The sequence below is a fragment of the Rhodoferax sp. genome (assembly GCF_028714215.1).
GTDB lineage: Bacteria > Pseudomonadota > Gammaproteobacteria > Burkholderiales > Burkholderiaceae_C > Rhodoferax.
In genome coordinates this window covers 29322-51867 of sequence record NZ_JAQTMS010000013.1, presented here as the reverse complement: position 1 = coordinate 51867, position 22546 = coordinate 29322, and the positions used below count along the sequence as shown (strand labels likewise).

General features: G+C 61.3%; 17 protein-coding genes. 4 read left to right on the top strand and 13 right to left on the bottom strand.

Features of this window, described 5'->3' with window-relative positions:
• Window positions 1-26 precede the first annotated feature (26 nt).
• Together PHS32_RS08410 and PHS32_RS08405 are read left to right on the top strand one after the other, a co-directional pair.
• Window positions 27-815, top strand: a complete 789-nt coding sequence (locus PHS32_RS08410; protein ID WP_301078474.1) for an aldolase/citrate lyase family protein — start codon at window positions 27-29, stop codon at window positions 813-815.
• A 56-nt stretch (window positions 816-871) separates the two neighbouring features.
• Window positions 872-1765 carry a 2-hydroxy-3-oxopropionate reductase gene (locus PHS32_RS08405; protein ID WP_301078473.1) on the top strand — a complete coding sequence of 298 codons (894 nt, stop codon included), beginning with the start codon at window positions 872-874 and terminating at the stop codon, window positions 1763-1765.
• Window positions 1766-1796: 31 nt separating this feature from the next.
• On the opposite strand, the gene PHS32_RS08400 is transcribed toward PHS32_RS08405, so the two are convergent.
• From PHS32_RS08400 to PHS32_RS08380, 5 genes are all read right to left on the bottom strand, one after another.
• A complete protein-coding gene (locus tag PHS32_RS08400; RefSeq protein WP_301078472.1) occupies window positions 1797-2948 on the bottom strand; it encodes a GGDEF domain-containing protein in 1152 nt (383 codons plus the stop codon).
• Window positions 2949-2954: 6 nt separating this feature from the next.
• Complete coding sequence (locus tag PHS32_RS08395) at window positions 2955-4442, bottom strand: AMP nucleosidase (protein WP_301078471.1); 1488 nt, start codon at window positions 4440-4442, stop codon at window positions 2955-2957.
• 76 nt (window positions 4443-4518) lie between these two features.
• Window positions 4519-5361 (bottom strand): C13 family peptidase, encoded by an 843-nt coding sequence (locus PHS32_RS08390; RefSeq protein ID WP_301078470.1) that lies wholly within the window; start codon window positions 5359-5361, stop codon window positions 4519-4521.
• Between the two features lie 375 nt (window positions 5362-5736).
• Complete coding sequence (locus PHS32_RS08385) at window positions 5737-6663, bottom strand: C13 family peptidase (protein WP_301078469.1); 927 nt, start codon at window positions 6661-6663, stop codon at window positions 5737-5739.
• Window positions 6653-7288 carry a hypothetical protein gene (locus PHS32_RS08380; protein WP_301078468.1) on the bottom strand — a complete coding sequence of 212 codons (636 nt, stop codon included), beginning with the start codon at window positions 7286-7288 and terminating at the stop codon, window positions 6653-6655. Before PHS32_RS08380 ends, PHS32_RS08385 begins: the two co-directional genes overlap by 11 nt.
• 180 nt (window positions 7289-7468) lie before the next feature.
• Here PHS32_RS08380 and PHS32_RS08375 point away from each other — a divergent pair, with 180 nt between their 5' ends.
• The gene (locus PHS32_RS08375; protein ID WP_301078467.1) at window positions 7469-8908 is read left to right on the top strand and encodes a serine hydrolase; all 1440 of its coding nucleotides are present in this window, start codon (window positions 7469-7471) and stop codon (window positions 8906-8908) included.
• A gap of 37 nt (window positions 8909-8945) precedes the next feature.
• Here the strand turns inward: PHS32_RS08375 and PHS32_RS08370 are convergent, their stop codons facing one another.
• The 8 genes from PHS32_RS08370 to PHS32_RS08335 form a co-directional block, all read right to left on the bottom strand.
• A complete protein-coding gene (locus PHS32_RS08370; protein ID WP_301078466.1) occupies window positions 8946-12299 on the bottom strand; it encodes a type II CAAX endopeptidase family protein in 3354 nt (1117 codons plus the stop codon).
• A 38-nt stretch (window positions 12300-12337) separates the two neighbouring features.
• Window positions 12338-14449 carry a peptidase domain-containing ABC transporter gene (locus tag PHS32_RS08365; protein WP_301078465.1) on the bottom strand — a complete coding sequence of 704 codons (2112 nt, stop codon included), beginning with the start codon at window positions 14447-14449 and terminating at the stop codon, window positions 12338-12340.
• Window positions 14450-14458: 9 nt separating this feature from the next.
• Window positions 14459-14992, bottom strand: coding sequence for a toxin-activating lysine-acyltransferase (locus tag PHS32_RS08360; RefSeq protein WP_301078464.1), 534 nt, complete (start codon window positions 14990-14992; stop codon window positions 14459-14461).
• A complete protein-coding gene (locus PHS32_RS08355; RefSeq protein ID WP_301078463.1) occupies window positions 14977-16608 on the bottom strand; it encodes a hypothetical protein in 1632 nt (543 codons plus the stop codon). Before PHS32_RS08355 ends, PHS32_RS08360 begins: the two co-directional genes overlap by 16 nt.
• Window positions 16609-16628: 20 nt before the next feature.
• Entirely contained in the window at window positions 16629-17390 is a 762-nt protein-coding gene (locus PHS32_RS08350) for a hypothetical protein (protein WP_301078462.1), read from the bottom strand.
• 98 nt (window positions 17391-17488) lie between these two features.
• The gene (tnpA, locus tag PHS32_RS08345) at window positions 17489-17920 is read right to left on the bottom strand and encodes an IS200/IS605 family transposase (protein ID WP_301078461.1); all 432 of its coding nucleotides are present in this window, start codon (window positions 17918-17920) and stop codon (window positions 17489-17491) included.
• Between the two features lie 545 nt (window positions 17921-18465).
• Window positions 18466-19812, bottom strand: a complete 1347-nt coding sequence (locus PHS32_RS08340; protein WP_301078460.1) for an HlyD family efflux transporter periplasmic adaptor subunit — start codon at window positions 19810-19812, stop codon at window positions 18466-18468.
• 147 nt (window positions 19813-19959) lie between these two features.
• Entirely contained in the window at window positions 19960-20646 is a 687-nt protein-coding gene (locus PHS32_RS08335) for an autoinducer binding domain-containing protein (RefSeq protein ID WP_301078459.1), read from the bottom strand.
• Window positions 20647-20942: 296 nt separating this feature from the next.
• Here PHS32_RS08335 and gshA point away from each other — a divergent pair, with 296 nt between their 5' ends.
• A complete protein-coding gene (gene gshA, locus PHS32_RS08330; RefSeq protein WP_301078458.1) occupies window positions 20943-22505 on the top strand; it encodes a glutamate--cysteine ligase in 1563 nt (520 codons plus the stop codon).
• The last annotated feature ends 41 nt before the right edge of the window (window positions 22506-22546 follow it).

Here is a 22546-nt window from a genome sequence, read left to right as displayed (position 1 = left end):
GTCCCCAACCAATCAAGGAACACCCCATGCGAGCAAACCGCTTACGCACCCTGTGGCAATCCGGTGGCGCCGTTGTCAATGGCTGGCTCGCCATCCCGAACAGTTTCTCGGCCGAGACCATGGCGCACCAAGGCTGGGATTCTCTGACCATCGACCTGCAACACGGGGTCGTCGATTACCAGGCGATGGTCGGCATGCTGCAAGCCATCTCGACCACCGACACGGTGCCGGTGGTGCGCGTGCCCTGGCTCGAACCGGGCATCCTGATGAAGACGCTCGATGCCGGTGCTTACGGTGTCATCTGTCCGATGGTCAACACGCGGGAAGAGGCACAAAAACTGGTGGCCTGCACCCACTATGCACCGCGCGGCATGCGCAGCTTCGGCCCGGTGCGAGCCCTGCTCTATGGCGGCGCCGACTACCCGCAGCACGCCAACGACACCATCGTCACCTTTGCCATGATAGAGACCGCCAAAGCGCTCGATAACCTGGACCACATCCTCTCGGTGGAAGGACTGGATGCCATCTACATCGGCCCCTCGGACCTGTCGCTGGCGCTGGGCTGCACCCCGACCTTCGACGATCTGGACCCCAAGGCGGCGGAGGCGGTGGACCACATCCTGGCGCGTGCCAAGGTCCACGGCGTGGTGGCGGGCATCCACAACGGCAGCCCGGAGGCCGCGCTCAAGCGCATCGCCAAGGGCTTTCAGTTCGTCACGGTCAGCTCCGACGCGCGGCTGATGGCCGCCGGCGCACAGCAGGTCGTCGCCAAAATGCGCGCCGGCCAGGCCAGCAAGTCCACCGGATCGCGCTGATCCCCCGCACCCCACCTTCACAACCAGCGACGCAACTCACTCAAGGAAAGAAGACTATGAAGATCGGATTTATCGGCCTGGGCATCATGGGTACACCGATGGCGCTGCACCTGGTCAACGCCGGCCACCAACTGCTTGTCAACACGCTGGGCCCATTGCCGGACAGCATAGTCGCGTCGACCGCCCTGGCGTGCGCCAACGCGGCAGAGGTGACCCGTGGCGCCGACGTCGTCTTCATCATGGTCCCGGACACGCCCGATGTCGAGGCCGTGCTGTTCGGTGACATGGGTGTCGCGTCCGGCTTGCAGGCGGGCGCCGGGGAGCGCCGCAAGATCGTCGTCGACATGAGTTCGATCTCGCCGATCGCGACCAAGACTTTCGCGCAGAGAATCAATGCGCTGGGCGCCGACTACCTCGATGCCCCGGTTTCGGGCGGCGAAGTGGGCGCCCGGGCGGCTTCGCTGACCATCATGTGCGGCGGCTCTGAAGCAGCCTTCGAGACCGTGCGCCCCCTGCTCGAGAAGATGGGCCAGAACATCACCCTGGTCGGTGGCAACGGTGACGGCCAGACCACCAAGGTGGCGAACCAGATCATTGTGGCACTGACCATTGCCGCCGTGGCCGAGGCGCTGTTGTTTGCCAGCAAGGCCGGCGCCGATCCGGCCAAGGTGCGCCAGGCGCTGATGGGCGGGTTCGCGTCGAGCCGCATCCTCGAAGTGCATGGCGAGCGCATGATCAAGCGCACGTTCGCACCGGGCTTTCGCATCCGCTTGCACCAGAAGGACTTGAATCTGGCCTTGCAGGGCGCACGCGAGCTTGGCGTGGCGCTGCCGCAAACCGCCAACGCGGCCCAGTTGATGCAAGCCTGCGCGGCCAACGGCATGGCCGACCTGGACCACTCGGCGCTGCTGCGCGCATTGGAATTGATGGCCGCTCACGAGCTGGCCTGAGGCTTGCGGCGCCAGTGCCTGACGCGGCCGCTCAGTCCGCCCTCACCAGGCAACCACGTCCCTGGTGTTTGGCCCGGTACAGGGCCGCGTCGGCGCGCGCCATGAAGCTGGCCAGGGTGTCGTCCGCCGGCCCCAGCAGGCTCAGTCCGGCACTGTAGTTGACGGCCAGTTGCGGCTGCGCACTGCAAGCGTCCCGCAGTGCCTGGCGCAAGCGCTGTTCGAACAGAAGCGCGGCGGCCCGGTCGGTCTGGGGCAGCAGCAGCGCAAATTCCTCGCCGCCAAGACGCACTGCCAGATCGCTGCTGCGCCGGTTCTTCTGCAATATACCGCCCAGCATCTTGAGCACCTGATCGCCCGCCTCATGACCCAGCGTATCGTTGATGCGCTTGAAATGGTCCAGATCGAGCAAGATGAGGGCCAGCGGATTGGCGTGCCGTCTGGCCTGGTCATACAGTGCCGGCGCACGCTCGTCCCAGCCGTGGCGATTGAGCAAGCCGGTCAGGCCGTCGGTCTGGGCCTGCTCGCGCAGTTGCGCTTCGGCTTCTTCGTGCCAGGCCACCAGCAGCGCCAGGTTGCCCAGCACCAGCGTCACGTTGGCTGCCAGCATGGCCATCAGATTGACCGGGCTCGGGGCTTGAAATGTGGGGTACAACTCGGTAAAAAAAGCCCCCATCAGACCCCGCGCCGCCGTGAAGGCCGCCATCGTCAGGGCGCAGCCGAAGACCACCCAGCGCCAGGCCCCGTCGAGCCGCAAGGCGGGCCGCAACGTGGCCTGGCAGATGATCAGCAGTTGCAGCGCCAGCATCAGGTTGGACCAGCCGACGCGGACCGGGTAGCTCTGGAAGGTCAGCGCATAGCCAAGCGGTGTCAGCCACACCACCCACAGCAGCAGCGTCCGTCCGCGGCGTGGTCCCAGCCAGCCTTGCAGCGCCTGGAACAGCAGCCACTGGCTGGCACTGAGGTAGGCCATGGACACGCTAGACAGCAAATGGTCCTGCCACTGGTGAATCCAGAAGCCAGCCAGGATGAGGGCCAGCCAGCCCAGCGCCTGCATCACCAGCGAAGCCCGGGCATGGGCCGCCGCCTGGCTGAGCTGGCGCCCCATGATGAACGGCAGGATGGACGCCATCAGCAGCAGGTTGGCCGCATTGACGACCAACAAGGTGCGAATATCCAGGGTCATGGCAGCTTACTGAAACGCCACTTCGGCAAAGCTGCGCAGCTTGCGGCTATGCAGCTGGTCCACCCCTTGCCGGCGCAACAGCTCGATGGCACGCATGCCGATGCGCAGGTGCTGGTCGACCCGTTCGCGGTAGAAATGGTTGGCCATGCCGGGCAGCTTGATCTCGCCGTGCAGCGGCTTGTCGCTGACGCACAGCAGCGTGCCGTAAGGCACGCGGAAGCGAAAACCGTTGGCGGCGATGGTGGCGCTTTCCATGTCCAGCGCCACCGCGCGGCTCTGGCTGAAGCGGCGCTGCGGACCGTTGTCGGGCAACAGCTCCCAGTTGCGGTTGTCGGTGGAGGCGACGGTACCGGTGCGCATGACGCGTTTCAGCTCGGCGCCCTTGAGCTGCGTGACGTCCGAGACGGCCGCTTCCAGCGCCATCTGGATCTCGGCCAGGGCCGGCACCGGCACCCACAGCGGCAGTTCCTCGTCCAGCACATGGTCCTCGCGCACATAGCCATGCGCCAGCACGTAGTCGCCCAGCTGCTGCGAGTTGCGCAAGCCGGCGCAGTGGCCCAGCATGATCCAGGCATGCGGGCGCAGCACGGCAATGTGGTCGGTGATGGTCTTGGCGTTGGCCGGGCCGACGCCGATATTGACCATGCTGATGCCGCTGCGATCGGTGCGCATCAGGTGGTAGGCAGGCATTTGCGGCAGACGGGGTGGTGCTGCGGCGCTGGAGAAATTGGAATCTGACCCCGATTTTGTCGTCACCACATTGCCGGGCTCGACAAATGCGCTGTACTCGCTGCCGGGGTCGGCCATCGCCGCGCGCCCCAGACGCACGAATTCATCGATGTAAAACTGGTAATTGGTGAACAGCACGAAGTTCTGGAAGTGCTCGGGCGCGGTGCCGGTGTAGTGGCGCAGGCGGTGCAGGGAGTAGTCGACGCGCGGCGCGGTAAACAAGGACAGCGGCTGCGGCTCTCCCGGGCGCGGCACATGGGTGCCGTTGGCAATGCCGTCGTCCATGGCGGCCAGGTCCGGCAGATCGAAAACGTCGCGCATCAACTGGCGCCGCTCAGGGCTCAGATGGCCCTCGATATGGTCGTTCTCGGCAAACGAAAAATGCACCGGGATCGGCTGCGCGCTGGTGCCCACCTCCAGTTCAACCTGGTGGTTTTCCAGCAGCAGGGTGAACTGCTCCAGGTAATAGTCGGCGTACAGATCGGGTCGCGTGAGGGTGGTTTCGAAGCGGCCGGGGCCGGCCACAAAGCCGTAGCTCAGGTGCGCGCCCTGGGCCGAGTCCAGACGCGCCACGGTGCTGGTCTGGACCCGCACAAACGGGTAGCAGGCGCGCACATGGCCGGGCAGGCGCTCGCCGGCCACGAAGCGCTGCATGGCCGAGCGCAGGTGAGCGATGCTGCCGTCATAAATTTCACGCGCCCGCGCCAGCGCATGGGCCGGGTCGGTGAAGCGGGCGGGGGCAATGAAGGCAGGCAGATAAGGCATGGTGCTATTGTCCCTCCTCCGGCACCCGCTGCGCCAGCCCTGCCGCGGCTTGCAACAAGTCCCTTGCAGGCCGCTCTCAAGGCTTCAGAAAATCGGCAATCGTCCGGTCGGCCAAGGCGCCTGGAACACTGCTTGTCGGATTGGAAGCGGTGAACCGCAGTGCCTGTTCTTTTCGCTCGACACCGCGGCGTGCCGCCTCAAAATTTTGTTGCCAGGTGTTGTCGGGATTGAAACTGCCACCGAACAATTCGCCGATGAAGTGGGTGTTGTCGTCGCGGTAGCTACAGCCGAACGAATTGCGATCGGCCGCCGCCGCTGTCAGCACAATGCGGTTAGCCGCCGCCAGCGCCGGCACAAAAGAACCCGAATAGCAGGCCGACAGGATGACCACGGTCGGTGTGTCGCCCAGTGCCTCCAGCCACGCCCGCAAATGATTGGATTGAACCGGCGCGTAATAGTCATTGGCCACATTGCTGGACAAAACATCGACAGCGCCATGGGTCGCCACCAGCAGCACCAGCGTCAACGGGTATTTTTTTGACCACGCCGCGATACGCGCAAACGTTGGCGTCAGAGTATGCAGCGTGGCGAACGGATAGACCAGTTTTGCGGTCTGCAGCTGGTTACTCAAAATGATGCTCTGCAGCTTCGGGTTGACGGCGGTGAGGCGTTTTTGAACCAGCAGGACGTCGCCTTGAAAAGCCAGCGATTGAGAATGCTGCGCCGAGCCCAGGTACAAGACCAGGTGTTCACTGCGGGGCGCTGTTTCGAAGGCTTTTTCCACGGTTGCCAATTGCTGCGCCAACAACTCGTCACTGGTAATTCGCGATTCCGCGCTCTTCGGGCTCAGCGCGCAGGCCGACAGCAGCAGCGCAAGACCGCCCAGCAGAACGATGCGTTTGAGTTTTTGAAGGTTCATCGGTCTATCTCCAGTGTTTTTGTCGAACAAGCGCCCTGCCCTCGTACCCGTGCATTGTGCTCGGCCAGCGCCACCGGAGTCCATCCCCCAATTGGGGGATGCATCGCATGCGTAGCCCTAATGGCTTTGATCTGAATTGTTCGTGAATATGCCCAAGGCAAATGGGTCCGCACCTTTCAATTCCGGACAATTCCACAGGTTGGAGGCCCGTCCACGTTGGGTCTATCCCAGCCCATTGTGAATTGCCAGGCTGGCCAAAGCGCATTCTCTGGATTCCGATTGGAGGACTACTTGCACATCAAATTTGACTACCAACACCCACCGGCAAAGTTGCCGCCATACATCACTGGCGTATCTGAAATTTTCCAGATAACGCTAATGCTTGGACATCCGGAACTCGCGCAGGGCTGTGGACCACTTCGCAAGTGGCGTGACAGCAAACACCTCCATGTCGGAGCCAACGTCCATCACGGGCAGCGAATGCTGCATCTTCAGGCGCATTTCCAACCCGATGACCCGGTTGCGCCCCCGAATGAACAAATCTTCGAGCGAAAAGGAGCGATCCAGTTCCTTGTCCAGAAGCGCTTGCATGAAAACAGTACTGGTTGAATCAGCGCCGCACCCAAAAGAAACCCGGTCCGAGGCGGCGGCTGCGATGATGATGCGGTTCGGTGCGCGCAGGGCCGGGATGAGGGAGCCGGCGTGACAAGCCGAAATAATGACTATCGTTGGAACAGCACCGAAGTCGTTGAGAAACGCATTGATGTAGCTCCCATTGATCAACGCTAGGATTTGGGTTTTGCCAGCCCGCACCATCAACATATCGTCTTGCCCATGGCTAGCAATCACCACCATGGCAAATGGTGTGCGGTTAGTTTGCACGCTCTGGGATTGAAGCCACTGCCCCGCCGCTCGCGCGGCAGTCGGCATAGTTGCAAAATCAGCGTGCGGATCGCCCTGTGGTTCGGCCTGTAAATTGCTCAATAACAGTGACGGGCCGCTGGCCGCCTGGAGAAATAGGCCGTTACGGGCGCGGCGAATATCACCGTCGAATGCAGGGGACGCGCCGTCAAGTGCAACACCCATATAGACACCGAGTGGTTTATCCGGAGGCGTAGTGAATGAAGATCGAAGTGGTTGCAACGCGCGGTCAACAAGGGATGCGTTGATCTGTCGAAATTCAGGCCTGTATCCAGGCGGAAGTGCGCACCCGACCAGCAGTGTTACCACCAGAACAAGCAGTTGCCGCACATTACGCATGTTGGGCTGCATCCGTTGCAGGAGGAATAGATCACCACTCATAACGGTCGAACTTCCAAACGCCGGCATCAAGGATGAACACCATTCTTTGGCTCAAGACCGGGGGCCGCACGCCGGACGTGTCGCTGAAGTCTGCGGTGACGGCCAACTCTGCCGGGCTGCGCACATCCCACTTCGACCAGCGTGACACATAATGCCGCTGGCTGGGATCGTGCGGGAGAGGCGGGGGCAAGATCAAGACCTTCAAACCATGTTCTGTGACGTGTCTGCGTCCAGGGCTTCTGGGATCAAGTCCAAAAGGCAGGCCATTGCCAAAAATAATGACGCCATCGATCGCCGTCGCCAGAACCTTGGCCTCCCCTGCTGTGCGAATGCCGTCGGTGCTGACGGCTTGCTTGATTCTTCGAAGTCGTCCTTCTGCTTTTAGAAATGCCAGATCTTCCGCTGTCACGGGCCGCACGTCAGCCAAAGGGTTCTCCCCGGAAAGGGGTTGTGCACTCGACAAGCCGATGCAGAAGTGGGAGGCGGCCAAATAGACCAAGCGGCGAACAACGGTCCGCCTTGTGTCACCCATTCGTCGCGCCGCAACTCTGTTTTTCTTGGACGCCGCGTGCTGGCACTGCACACCCTCCGTGCCGCCGGAAAAATTCTCTTGCCAACTTTTCATGAGCCTCCCTCCCTTGCTTGGCGCTTATCCGTGCGCCCTGCCCTGGTACCCGTGCATTGTGATCGGCCGGCGCCACCGGCGTCCATCCCCCAATTGGGGGATGCCGCGGCGACGATCTTCCGGCAATTCGACCGATTGCTTCGGGTACAGTGAAGCCCTCCCTTGCTACCTGGAACTTTTATGGCGAACGCATCAAGCTGGATCAAACGTGTTTTGCTGACGCTGTTGGCCCTGCTGGTGGGCCTGGTGGCACTGGTCATAGTCGCCCTGCTTTACCTGGGCATCCCGCAGAATGCGGCCGGCATGGCGGCCAAGGGGGTTTGCTCGGCTGCCTTTGTGGCCGGACGTCCCTGGCAAAAGATGCTGGCCGACGATGTGCTGCCGGCCAGCCCGGTACTGGGTCTGATCAGCATCGCCGTCGATGAGAATGCGCACGCCGTGACGGCGAGGTTTGCCGGTCTGTTTGCGCGCCGGGCGGCGCTGCTGCCGCAGCGGGGTTGCGTGCTGGACCTGGCCCCGGCCGGCGAAGCTGCGCCGACGGCCAAGCGCGTCAACCCGGACCTCGACAAACCCTGGCCGCAAGGTGAGGCGGCTCTGCCGGTGGCGCAGTGGGGTCCCGGCGTCGATGCGCAAGCGCTGCAAAAAGTGCTTGACCAAGCCTTTGTCGGCGCCGGCGACCCGGCCGCCGCCAACGCCCGCGGCGTCGCCATCGTGCACCAGGGGCGCCTGCTGGCCCTGCGCAACGGGCCGGGCTTTGCCGCCGGCACACCCTTGCACGGCTGGTCGATGAGCAAGACGGTCAACGGCATGCTGCTGCACAAGCTGGCGGCCGAGACGCAGTTGTCGCTGGACTCACCCGTGGTCGACGCCTTCCGGCCGGCGCGCGAACCGGCCTGGGTCGCCAGCTGGCGCCAGGACGAACGCAAGAACATCAAGGTCTCCGACCTCCTGTACATGCGCGACGGCCTGGCCAGCACGGAAGACTATGACCCCTGGGGTTCCGTGCCCAAGATGCTGTGGGGGCAGCCCAGCGTGACCGCCTTCGCGGCGGCATCACCCACGCAAGCCGCGCCCGGCACCCGCTGGCGCTACCTGAGTGCCACCGCCAATCTGCTGGCGGGCGTGGCGCGCGGACGCTTCAGCAATGACGCCGACTACTGGGCCTACCCGGCCAAGGCCTTGTTCGAACCGATCGGCGCCAGCAGCGCGGTGCTGGAAACCGACAGCGACGGCAACTGGGTCGGCTCCTCTTACGTCTGGGCCAGCGCCGGCGACTGGGCACGCCTGGGCCAGTTGATGCTGAACGACGGCCGCTGGGGCGACACCCAGGTGCTGCCGCCGGGCTGGCTCAAGCGCGCCAGCACACCATCGACGGCGCAAGGCGAAGGCCTGGGCTACGGCGCGCAAAGCTGGCTGATCGGCAACCCGGCAGCCGGCGAATGCAAGGCCAACCCCGGTGTCCCGGCGGACACCGTGGCCATGATGGGACACTGGGGTCAAATCGTGGCCGTGGTGCCCTCGCGCGAGGCTGTGATCGTGCGTTTGGGCTGGACCTTCAAACGCGCCCAGTTCGACGCCTGCGCCTTTGTTGCCGACGTACTGCGCACCTTGCCGAAGTGAGGACCGGCCAAACCTCGGCCTGCGCCAGCGCTGAAGTTCAGCCCCGCCCCAGGCTTCGACCGTAGCGCAGAGCCCACCAGCTCAGGCCTACCGCCAGCGCGCAGGTCACTGCCGCATGCGTTGCCGCATTGGCGATGGGTGCGGCCAGCAACTGCGGCAGGCTGGCGATGACAGACAGGGCCACCATCGCCAGCGCTACCCCGATCTCGCCGCGCCGTACCAATGCCCACAGCGTCAGCACGTTCAGTAGCCCGGGCACGACCTGGGCGACACCGGCAGTGACGCTTTCAGCCGCGATGATGCCGCCCGAGATCAGCGCCACCAGCCCCAACGACCAGAGCAACACCAGGCGCCGCCGGGTCTGGCAAAAGTGCACGGCGCTCAGGATCAGCGCCATGGTGGCAACGGCCAGGCAGAGGCCCATGAGACCCTGCGCTGCCGTGGTCACAAGCGGTTGCACCGAGTCCCAAGCACCGACGCCGGGCAAGCCGGGGCTGTTCTCCGGAAAAAAATGTTGCAGGCCAGTTGCCACACCCTTGAGCGCCAGCGCCAGGCCCAGGCCGCGCAGCAGATCGCCGGCGACGCTGGCGTTACCGGGGCGCTCCTTGCTGTGCAGGCGCATCACCAGCAAACCCAGCAGCGCCGCCCCCAGCAGGAAGCCGGCGGCGGCCAGCGCCACGCCGGTGGTCAACTGCGTGTTCCAGTCCTGCGCCAGGTTGAAGCCCATCGCCTTGCGGTCGAAGGTGAGCGCGTAGTCCGCCAGCCCCGCGACCAGAAACAGCGCCGCCCAGGTCAAACCCTGGCGCCAATGCAAGCGGCCCTGCACCACTTGGCGCAGCGCCGCGCCCAGGATCAGCAGCAGCAGTGCGGCGCCGGCCACACCGGCGGCAATCCTGAACGGCGTTTTGGCCGACTCCGCTTCCTGCTGCTGGCGTATCCAGGCGTCGGGCACAAACACGTATTGCCAGGCGGTCATTTCGTCGCCGCGCACAGTGACGGCCACGCGGCTGGTGCCGCCCTTCACGTTGAGGGCCTGCTTGTCGTCCCAATAAAAAGTCCAATCGCGCCGCGCCGGACGCTCCTTCTGCTGTACCGAGGCCAGTTCCCACGGCCGGTTCGCCAGCGCCGGCTGGCTGGCCATGAAGTTCTGCACCAGGGCTTGCGCCTGTTCGCGGCTCAGGTGGGCACCGGGGCGGCCTTCCGGCAGGTGGTGTTCCACTGCCAACACCTCGCCTTGGCCAGTCAACGCCACTTCCCAGACTTCCGTGCGCTCTTCCACCGGCCCGCTGACGTGCTTGAACAGCACTTGCCAATGCTGCGGCAACAAGGTGCTGCCCAATAATTTGGCAAACACCTGTGCTCCCGCCTCGCGCCAGACAAAGCGCACCGTCTTGTCATCGCCCCCTGCCACTGGCCGCACAATGGCCAGGCGCTTCCAGCCGGCGTCCAGCCGCACTCCGCGCTGGGCCAGCACGCTCTCGGCGCGGGCCACGGCAGCGGCGTGGTCCAGCGTGAAGGGCGGCGTGCCGACCTGGGGTGCCTGCCACAGCCACAGCGCCAGCGCACCCAGCACGGCGGCCAGCGCCAACGGTGTACGGCCTAGCCACCATGGCCGGCCGGCAGTGGCCGGTACAAGCAGTGGCGGTGGCAGCGTCGGCTCATCGCCGGCCGGGGCGGCGGCCTGTTCCACCACCTCCTCGCCGTTGCGCAGGGCCTGTGGCAGCTCAGCCAGATAGCCCTGTTTGAAGCGGGCGCGCGCCAGCATCAACAGCGGCAGCAGACCGGCCAACAGCACCAAGGCGCGGTCCAGCCACAGGCGTGCGTCGGTCGCCACGAACAGCGGCAGACTCATCAGCGTCAGGTCGAAGCTGAAATGCATCACGATGCAGGGTACCAAACCGAAGCGCAGAAAAATCAATCCCCATACCAGGGCTGGGAAAAACAATTCGAGCACCCGGCTGTAGCTGGGCAGGCCGGGGTAGCCGGCATGGCCGCCGGCAAACACCAGTGCCTGCAGCACCAGCGCCACGGCGATGCTGCTGCGCCGCCAGCCCAGCCACTGACCGATCAAGGCGGCGCCGGCCAGCGGCACGGCGCGAAACAGCGCTTCTTCCGAGGTGCCGGCCATCAAGGCCTGGGCAATCGGACCCAGCGCCGGACGCCAAGCGGACAGGATGTTGGGGTCGCTCAGCGATTCGGCCGGCACCCACCAGCCGAACTGGGTTCGCGCGACAAGATAAAACCCCGCCACCAGCAACAATTCAAAACCGGTCCAGGCGTAACCGCCCAGCGTGCGCCCCAGCGCCTGCGGGCTGGCTGCCGCCGCCACGCTCCAAAAACCGAACAGCCGCGGCTGCTGGGCAAAGGCGCGCCGGCTCAAGCCCTCGGCCACGACAAAGATCAGGCCCAGTATCAGTGTGCTGCCAATCCCCGTGCCGAAGACGGCGGCGGCGTTGCGCCACAGGAAGCTGCTGACGGAATCGGTGGTGGCATAGCCAAACCAGCTCTGCGGAATGTTCGACAGCACTGCCGCCGCCAGCAACAGGCCGACGACGCCGGCGGCACGCAGTGCGCCGCGCCAGGCCAGGCCGCCACGGCGCGTCAGCCACAACCAGCCACCCAGCAGCCCGCCCAGGCCGAACAAGCTGGTCATGGCAATGGTGGCAACCTTGGCGATGGTTTCATTGCCGCTGCGCAACTGGGCAAAACGCTGCGCAAAGGCCTGCGGCACAAAAGCATAGGGCGCGACCTCCACCAAGCGGTCTCCGGCCACCACCAGCTTGAGCCGAAAGCGCGCCTCGCCCCGTTGCTCGGTTCGGTGCTCGTAGACAAAGCTGTGGTCTATGCGCCCGCCGGGACGGGTGATTTGCGACGCGCTTTGCGGCGCGTAGGCGGCCCACAGCGCATCGCCCAACAAGCTGCGGGCGCCGCTCTCGGCCAGCGTGCGCGCGGCGGCCTCGGTCAGCGCCGCGCCAGGCGCTTTTTCCGGAACCTTGCGTGTGAAGCCGTAGGCCCGGCCTTCGGGCGTGAAGCGCACGCTCAGCTCGTCCTCCTGCGACTCGGCAAAACGCCGCACCGTCCAGTGGTAGGGCGCGATGAATTGCCGGCCCAGCAAGCCGGTGAAGGCGTCCACGCCGCCGCCCTCCAGCTCGACGTAGTTTTGCAGGCTGGCGTCGTGGTCGAAACGGGCCACCGCGCGCGTCGTGGCAAGTTCCGCAAAGCGCTGCGTTTGCAGGGCTTCGGCCGCAGCCAGCGCCTGGTCGCGCGACATGCTGACGTTCAACTGAAGCAGCGGCATGGCACGTGGGAACAGCCACAGGGCAGTGCCGGCCGAGGCGACGGCCAGTGCCAGCAACACGGCCCAGAATGATTTGCGGTTGAGGAGGGTCATGCAGGTTTGCTTTCGAACAATTGTTGGGACTACAGGTATCAAGCTGTGATTTGACTCGCCTCACGCAGCACCTCAAGCACCTTGCCCTGCTGCAATACCACCACCCGCTGCGCGCCGGCGATGGTCTCGGGCCGGTGCGCCACCACGATGCGCGTCAAGCTCATCTGCGCCAGGGCTTGGGTGACACGCTGCTCGTTGGCAATGTCCAGGTGGCTGGTGGCCTCGTCCAGCGCCAGCACTTTGGGATTTTTGTACAAGGCCCGCGCCAGCAGGACGCGTTGCTTTTGCCCACCCGAGAGGCTTGATCCCATGTCGCCCACCAACGTCTGATAGCCCATTGGCATTTTGGCAATGTCTTCATGCACCGCGGCTATTCCGGCGCAGGCCAGGACGCGTTCCTCATTGGACCGCACGTCAAAGAAGCTGATGTTGTCCGCAATGCTGCCGGCCAGCAGCACGTCTTCCTGCATCACGGTGCCTATGCGTTGCCGGTAGTTTTGCAGCCCCAGGTGCTTGACCGGGATGCCGCCGTACAACACCTCGCCTTCTTGGGGAGGTAACAAACCCAGCAGCACTTTCAGCAAGGTGGTCTTGCCACAACCGCTGGGGCCGACAATGGCCACGCTTTCGCCCGCTTTTAACAGCAGGTTGGTGTCTTTCAGAATCCAGGGCTCGCCCTCCCCGTAGCGAAAGCTCACATTGCGCAGTTCAATGCTGGGCGCCAGATGCGTCAGCTCGTTGGCGGGCACCTCGTTTTTCTCCGGCGTCTCCAGCACAATATCGCCCAGGCGTTCGGCGTGCAGGCTGAGCATCTTGATCTCGACTGCATAGTTGATGAGCGCCGACACCCGGCCCGTGAATTGACCTTTGTAGCTGATGAAGGCAAACAGCATCCCGATCGTAAAGGGCGATACCGTCCCGCCAGCAGTAGTACCGGTCTGCATCACCAGACCCGCACCAATCCAGAACACCAACAGGTTCTCAACGCCAGACACCAAGGTGTTGGCAGTGGAGAAGCCGATACTCATCTTGGCGGTGCGTACGTCGCGGTTTTGCACTTCCACCAGCAAGTTTTGCCAGCGCGCGCGGCGCTCCTGCTCGCGGCCAAAGAGCTTGAGCGGCGTGATAGCACGCAGGGTTTCCAGAAAATGGGTGTTCTCCCGAGCCGAGACAATCAGACGCTCCGCCGCCGCATCGCGAAACGGGCTGTAGGCAACCCAGCGGATCAGGCCATACAGGAGCACGGAGCCGACCACGATGGCAGTCAGTTGCAGGGAATACAACAGCATCATGCCCAGTGCCGCCAGGCCCATGATGCCGTCCAGAACGGCTTCAATCACGCTGGTGGTCAGCGTCTTCTGGATCGTGCCGACCGAACCAAAGCGGGACACCACATCGCCCAAATGGCGCTTCTCGAAATATTCCACCGGCAGCTTGACCATGTGCGCAAACACATTGCTGGCCCATTGCAGGCTCAAGGACATTCCCAATATCATCACCATCCAGCTACGGGCCAGGCCGATGCCGGTCTGGATCAGCATCAGTAGAGCAAAGCCCACGATCAACACCGACAACAAATCAGCATCGTGCGTGGCGATGGCGTCGTCCACCACCAACTGATTCAGCAAGGGGGAGGTGATGGCAAACAACTCCAGCACCACAGCCAGGGCAAAGATTTGTAGCAATGAACGCTTCAGGCCCAGCACCTTGCCGGTGAGTGCCGACAACGCCACGCGCTGGAGCTCATCGGCGGGTTTGAAGTCGGCATTGGGCGTGAGTTCCAGTGCCACGCCGGTAAAGTGGCGTGAGGCCTCTGCCAAGGGCAAGCTACGCTCGCCCACAGCAGGGTCCAGGATAGTGATTGCCCGCCGGCCGACCTTTTTGAGCACCACAAAGTGGTTCAAGTCCCAGTGCAGGATGCAGGGCAGCTGCAGTTGCGCCAGCTCGTCCATCTCCAGGCGCAAGGGACGGCTGCTGAAATTGAGGGTTGCGGCGTGGGAGATGAGTTGCTTGAGCGTGGCCCCCTTCAGGGACACGGGGAAGCGACGGCGCAACTCGGCCAAGTCCACATGCAGGCGATGCGCGTTGGCCACCATGGCCAGACTGGCCAGCGCGCATTCGCTGGATTCGGATTGGAGGATGGGGGTCACGCGGTCGGACTATGCGGAAGCCGGCTGCACCGGTGCTAACGCTCGGGCGGTAGCTTGCGATGGTGCGTCGCGAAAAAAATATCCGCCGTCGGCCCGGCTCACTCGTTTAAAGATGCGCTTTCTATTCTTGATGCGAAAGTAGGTCAGCGTATCGAAGTCTTTGAACAGCTTGTCGCGCATGTCTTCCAATACGTGCTTGATGGAACCATGTGGAACCACCATATCCATAATCCACAGGCTGGCGCCCTCGTTCCATTCGCAGGTCCGCAGGTCGTAATCTTCACCGAGCAGAAGTCGTTTTTCCACATCGGGAGCCAGCATGGCCCATGTGACAAAGCCTACGCACTGACCAAAGTCATTGAAATACAGCTTGTACTGCTCCACCTCAACCGGTGAAACCAGCTGGCTGAGAGTGCGCCCAAGCGGCAAGTTGGCATGCACAGGGCTTTGGGCGCCAAGCTGGCACACAAAGCCAACCAGCGCGGCGCGGTGCGTGTCGGCATTCTCAGCCTTACCTGTAACAGTGCTTACGCTGTAACGCATAGTGCCTCCAGTTGGGCATTGAGCCCCTTGATGCGCCGCCCTTGGGGCATGACCAACTCGGGCGGCTCATCACACATGATTTCTTTTGCATGACAAATGGTGCTATCAATGAATGCGCCCAGGCCGCCGGGATCTTCTTCAAAAGTGGCCATGGCTGCGTCCAGCGCCTCGCGCGTCAGGTGCGACACATCGGCATTGAGCCTTGTCGCTTGGCGGGCAAGAAACTGCCTCGCCATCACGGCATCCATGCCGGGCTGCGAAGCCAAAAACCAGTCCACCAAATCGGTGTAAACGGCGCAAAATTCTGCCGCCAACGCCGCATCGTCAATCAGCGCCGCTACGGTACCTTGCAGTTGTACGGCATCGCGACACGGTGCAGCCTTGATCAATATGTCGTTCAAGTCATAGCGCCCGAGACTTTGCAGCGGCTGCACGCCTATCATGCTGGGGTCATCGTCTCCGCGCCACACGAACGACGTGTTGGCACCACACGTGTAAATGGCTTTGAAGCAACGGTGGGCACGGCTTCGTAGTGTTGGGGAATAGACACTTATTGCTTGCTCAGGGATGCCTGTTTGTTTCAGCATCTCAATTTCCATGCGCTGTTGCAGTGCATCGTTGAATTGGACTGTAAGGTCTGCCGGAGAAACAAGGCTCTTGATATCCGGGCAGTCCAAGTACTTGCCCACATGGAACAACAGGTAAGTCAGCGTTCGCAACAATGGGGTGTGCTGGCTCCAAAAGTCGGGCCAAAGGGGCGAACCCGCTTGCCGGCGGTATGCGCTAACGGCGGTCATGGTGCCAAAGTCCAGGTATCGCCCATCCAATGCAATGTTGGAGCAGTTCAAGCTGCTGTGGTACAGCCGTTTGGCAAAGGCAGCAGCTACCTGAGCGGCAAAGCGGCGCGCCATCAGCTTCAGCCCCATGTTGACCCTTGCGGTAGCAGACTCACCATTCAGACCATCACCAAACGCATCCACAAGAGCTGCAGGCAACGAGGCGATCATGCTGCTCACGCGCTGGTAGTCTTCGCACACACCAGCACCGGGCATCAAAGCAGTTTTGAAGTGAACATTGCGCATAAAGTGGGCTGGACGCAATGCCATGGCTCGCATGATGAGCGCGCGACGGTTGAGTACCGTCACCCCCGGAGCCGTGTCAGTACGCAAGCATTGCGTACCGGTGAGCACAACGGCCAGTGTGGGCACGGCGCCAAAGGGCAATGCAGCATCACAAATACCACTCCAGATGGCCTCGCGCCCGGCTTCATTCATGGTAACCGTGCCGCTACTGTGCCAGGGGTCAACAGGTGCGCCGGGTTGGCTACCCATTAACGGTGTCAGACCAACGCCCTTGATCTGGATGTCACCACAAGCGCCACACCGGGCACTTCCACCGCAGTAACCAACGCCATAACCGCCGTAACGGTCGGCATTCAGCACACGTTGCGCGGTGAGATAGTCAGCTTCAGTCTCCTGCCCCTGGGCCATACATCCGGCATGGCTTACTGCCTCCGATGGAGAAAATATTTTCTGATTTACCCATGCCACCAGAGGGTGTGCAACTTCCTTGGCGCAGAACGCAACCAGAGCTGCGGGTTGGATTTTCGATTTCACGTCAATTTAGCGAATATATATTATTCTGTAGACAGTTTTTCGCACAATTCCATAGGACTATTTCCGTGGATCGGCATGCTGACGGCGACATTGAATTGTCGAAATCTAATTTCTGGAATCATTACCTCATTAACCGGAACAACTCGATCAACAATTTTTAATTTCCTCATAACCTGCATGGAAGGTGACCAAAGCAGTTGACCAAGTCCTTTGCAGGTGTATAAATACCCATCAAACTTGATTGAAAATTTCTGATTAGGTTGCCCTATTGAAATGCTTTGAAGAAAGTGAATCAAGGCCACTTTGGGAATGATTTCTTCGAGACGCTTTTCCGCTTCAGTTAATTCACGCAACTTCGAAAGAAGCATGGGATCTACATAATTTCCACTTATATCCATAAATGCTGTGAGCGACGTCCTTGCGTCACCATGGTAAACAATAGTTGAATCGCCCTCTATGGTAACGATTTTTGCGGCAGGAATTAAATAGTTTGCACAAGAGGAATGACAATATCCACGGATAATGATAGATAGATTCTTCTGGTGAAGTTCATTTGCCACTCTTAGAGCAGCCTCAACATCACCACCTTCTGATTGAACAACTAAATCCCTAGGGCTGCGTCTTATTGCCTCAATCAAAATATCTGCACTCTCTCTTGAGATGCACCCAATGAATCCTATCTGTATTGAATTTTCAATTATTTTTGATTCACATGCGGATGCACTTGCAACCATCGACAGAAAAAACACCACGAGTTTCAGAAGTTGATTTACATGCTTCATACTATATTTCATGAAAGTCAGGTACCCCCGGCAAAGCCGGGGGCTTGATTTGTTAGCCCCTAAAAGGGGCAAAAAGATGGCGTCGCCTAAAGGCGACTTCACATCGCAAGCTTGAGTTGGTCATATCGTTCGTCCTCGCTTTCCTGATGCCTGATGTAGGCCCGTATCATCTCTTCATCTAACCCCACCGTAGAGACATAGTAGCCTCTGGCCCAAAAATTCTCCCCCGTGAAGTTCCTCGTCTTGCCTGAGAAATTTCGAGCTATGCTGATGGCGCTTTTCCCCTTGATGAACCCCATCACGTAGCTCACTGAATGCTTGGGTGGAATGCTCAAGCACATGTGCACGTGATCTGGCATCAAATGCCCTTCCACAATCTTGCATTCCTTTTGCTGCGCCAACTCGTGCAACACTTGCCCCAAGTGTCTTCTGATTGCCCCGAATATCGCCTTCTTCCTCTTCTTGGGTATAAATACCACGTGATATTTGCAATCCCAGCGCGTATGCGCCAAGCTCTGATACTCTTTCATCCGATGCTCCTTTTCCTTGGTCGGAATCGAAGCATCTACGACCGCTTCAAACGGTCAAACCTGTGTGAGTCCCCCGGCTTAGCCGGGGGCTTACCTTATAACGAGTTACGCATTTTAAGTTTCTTAAAATGCGTAACCTCTTCTTTATTTAGTCACGCAGGTTATTGTTGTAGTTACTCCACCGCTTGTTGTATTGGTCGTACTCGGCATACCGACGCTGCAACTTATAAAGGGCGGATTTGAGGTAACCACGCATCCAGGCGAAGTTTTGGTAGTCACGTAATTTTGAGCAGTAGTTACCACGGTGGAGGTTGTGCAGATTGGACCGCCCTCAGCATAGCCATAGGATTCGGATGACGCCCAATAGGAGGGCCCCCAAGTTGAGGGGTTAGAGGATGTGGCACCGGGATTACCGTACACCGTATCTTGAGCGTTGCCACCAGAAATATAGGCCAATTCACGTTTACACAGTACTTTCATAGATTCTCCAGAATATCGGTCGAAAATGGCGTCGACCTTTCACCTCCCCAACACCGTCCGCCGCCTCAGCCGCCTGCGCGTCCTTTGTTCGGATCAGCATTCAGAACCCACATCTGCTGCCGTGCTGCCAGCACAGGCTCCAGCACCCATTCCCATACTTTTCTGCGTTCCTGCAACACGTCGGCTTCCAGCGTTAGACCGGGCTTGAGTGGCATTGTTTCGCCGTAGGCTTTGATATCTTGCGCGTCCAGTTGTACGTTGATGCGGTACAACGCCTCGCTACTACCCACCTGGGCGATGAGTTGCTGGCTCAAGTTGGACGGCAATTCGCTGGGGGCGAAGGGGGTTGCGGAAACAGCGGTGATGTGTCCGGTGTACAGGCCGAACTTCTGATACGGGTAGGCGGCGTAGCGCAGGTACACGCTTTGCCCGGGGCGCACAAAGCCTGCGGTGCGGCTGGGGGCGAATAGGTGGGCTTGCAGTGCTGCACCCTTGCTGGCACCACCGCTGCCAGTTGCAGCCTGCGGCACCAGCGTGGCCAGGGTCTGGCCGGTCTGCACGGATTGGCCCACAGTGAGATTCAACGCGGTCACGGTGCCGGCATAAGGCGCGGTGATGACGGTGCTTTTGCGCGCGGCGTTTTCGCTCATCTCCTGATCCAGGCTGGAGCGATTGCGCTCGATCAGGTTCAGGTCGCTCTCGAGTTGGGCACTCAGCGCGGTGCGCTCACCGCGTAGCGCTTGCAGGTCGTGTTGAAGAGCCAGGCGTGAGCGCTCCAGTGCTTGCAGCCGGCCGTCGGCGTCTATCAGTTCTTCCTGTCGGGTTTGCACCTGGGCGGGGGCGACGAAGCCCTCGGCGGCCAATTGCTCGTTGCGCGCCAGGGTGCCGCGAGCGAGTTGCACGCGGCGCTGTTGCAGGCTGCGTTCTTCTTCCGCCTGACGCAATTCGGCTTGCAGAGTGCGGATGCGGTCGGCCAGCACTTGTTCGCGTTGCCGGGTTTGCAACTCGCGCAGGGTTTGCTCAGTGCTCAGGGTTTGTCGACGCGCCTCTATTTGCCGGGCGGCACGCTCACTGGTGTCACCAACAGCGCCTTGCAGCAGGCTGCGGTGTTCGGTGTTAAGCACCAGTAGCACGTCGCCTGCTTGGACTGTTTGACCTTCGGTGATGAGAAGTTCCATCAAGACGCCAGACTGCTGCGCGGTGATGTTGAGGCTACCCTGGCTGGGCACCAGCAGGCCGCTCAAGCGGGCTTTGCGGTTGACTTCACCCCAGGCCGCAAAGGCGACCAGCGCCAGCGCCATGCCCAGCGCCACTGTGGTGACCAGTGTGAACGACAAGGGCCTATGCAGGCGCACACTGCCCAGCCATTGGGCGGCTTGCGCGACGTGGACTTCCTGCCGGAACAGCTTCATAAAGCCACCGCTAGCTCGGCTGACATGCCCGCCACAATGTGCACCTCGTCTCCCTTATAGAACTGAGGGCAATCAGATCACGAAGAACAAGTCTTGGTAACTACCAAATCTGGTAGGTTTTGAAAGTGAATTGGGGCGAACGGCTGCTCAGTTCAAAAAACCAAGCTTTGCAGCGCGGGCAACGGCGGCCGTCTTGTTCGCGGTCTGAAGCTTTGCCACGGCATTCTTGACGTGAAAGTTCACCGTGTTTTCGGACACAGCCAGGATTTCTGAAATCTGGCCGGAGGTTTTGCCGTCTGCGCTCCAGCGCAGGACCTCGATTTCTCTGGCCGTCAATGGGATCTGCTCCCGCAGCCTGGACACGAATATCCCGGACAAAGTCAGATGCGAGACATTGACCAGCCAGCGCAGCTTGATTTCCTGGCTTGCCAGTTCCACCGCAGACCGCACTTCGCGTGAACGCGACAGGGTCAGCATGTCAGCGACACCGATAACCTCCAAACTCGACTGCGTCCAGCCGACACGCAGGCCGCAGCGCTGGGCTTCATCCCATAGCTGACGCGCGGAGCCAGAGACCTTGTCATTCCAATTGAGCGGGGTGTGGGTGCGACGACCGTGCAAGACGGTTGAATCGGTGTGCAGTGAGCCCTCACTGATGTATCGGACCCACCATGGCGCGGCGTAGTGGTTCAGGACGATGGCCCTGGAACCGGAGAACGGCTGCGCAGCACGCAGTCCAAGGGCGCAGTGCTCGAAGCCCAGCGCCCGCGCGCCAGCTTCGATTTTTTTAAACGTCGCATGCTCGCACGGCACGCCCCCGGTGGTACCGAGCAAATCCTCTGGCCAACTCTTCATGAGTCCTCCCTCATCTCACGTTGGCGCTTATTGGCGCGCCTTATTCGTGCTGGTTGGACTTATTATCATGGAAACGATTCCATAACTTCTTGGTGTTTGTACTTAGGGCTTGACTTTCATAGGGAGCCCCTGGCTTGCGCCCAAAAACTGCCATACTTCCAGCCGTTTCAAAGTGTTGGGGCGCGGCCTGGTCCTGCTGTGTAAAGGCAGCCGTCCCGCCAGATAATCGACATTTAGCCGCGGTCGTCGCGCAAGCTTTTAGAAAGCAAAAATCCATGTTGAAGTTCACCTGCTGCGACGCGGTCCAGCAATTTTTCACCAGCGGCCAGGCGCAGGTGTTGCGCGGCATTACGCGCGGTTTCGAGCGCGAGTGCCTGCGCGTCGACGCGGCTGGCCACCTGGCCAAAACACCGCACCCGTTGGCGCTGGGCTCCAAGCTGACGCACCCCTGGATCACCACCGACTACTCCGAGGCGCTGCTCGAATTCATCACGCCGCCGTCGCAGGACCCGGACTTTCCGCTGCGCTTTCTGCGCGACATTCACCGCTACGTGGCGCCGCACCTTGGCGGTGAGGCGATGTGGGCCGGCTCCATGCCTTGCGTCCTGGGCGATGACAAGGACATCCCGATTGCCGACTACGGCAGTTCCAACGCGGCCCGCTTCAAGTACGTTTACCGCGAGGGTCTGAGTTTGCGCTACGGCCGCAAGATGCAGACCATTGCCGGGGCCCATTACAACTGGTCGCTGCCGACGGACTTCTGGCTGGCGCTGAAAGACTGCTGCCTGGGCGGCAGCAAGCTGGAAGATTTTGTCAGCCAGCGCTACTTCGGCTTGATCCGCAATTTTCTGCGCTACGGCTGGCTGATTCCCTACCTGTTCGGCGCCTCACCCGCCATCTGCGAATCGTTTCTGCAAGGGCAATCATCCGATTTGCCGGAACTGGTCCCCGGCACCCGCTACGGCCCTTACGCCACCAGTCTGCGCATGAGCGACCTGGGTTACCACAACCGGGCCCAGGCCAACCTGCGCGTCAGCGTCAATTCGCTGGCCGAGTACACCCAGGCACTGGAGGCGGCGATCCGCACGCCCGATCCGTTTTATGAGGAACTGGGCGTGCGCGACGGCCCTCGCTGGAAGCAGCTCAACGCCAACCTGCTGCAAACCGAAAGCGAGTTTTACGCCAGCATGCGCCCCAAACGCATCGGCAAACTGGGCGAACGCCCGGCCAAGGCGCTGCAGCGCTACGGCGTCGAGTATGTGGAGATGCGCTTGTTCGACCTGAACCCGTTCATCGACATCGGCATTGCCCCCGAGCAAAGCACCTTTGCCGACGTGTTGCTGCTGATGTGCTTGTTCCGCGACAGCCCGCCCATTACCAGCCGCGAGCAAAGCGAGAACGACGAGAACAAGCGCCGCGTCGTGAATCGTGGCCGCCAGCCCGGCCTGCAATTGCTGGCGCACAACCGCGAGCAGCCGTTTCGCCCACTGGCGCACGAGTTGTTCGACGACATGCAGCCGTTTGCCGAAATGCTGGACGCGGCCTACGGCGGCAAGCGCTACAGCAGCACGCTGCAAGGTTTGCGCGGCCGCATCGATCAGCCCGACAGCACGCCCTCGGCCCAGGTGCTGGCCGGGGCGCGGGAACATGGCGGCTTTTTCAGCTACGCGCTGCAACTGTCGCAACAGCACCTCAGCGAATTGCTGGCGCAACCGCTGGACGATGTCAGCAACGCCAAATTCGTGGCCAGCGTGCAAACTTCGCTGCTGGAACAGCAGAAGTTGGAGAGCAAGGAGCAGGACCCATTTGAAACTTTTGTGACAAGTTACTACGATTAAGCTCGAAATTTCCGAGTGTCAAGCAGAGGATTAGGGAGCGT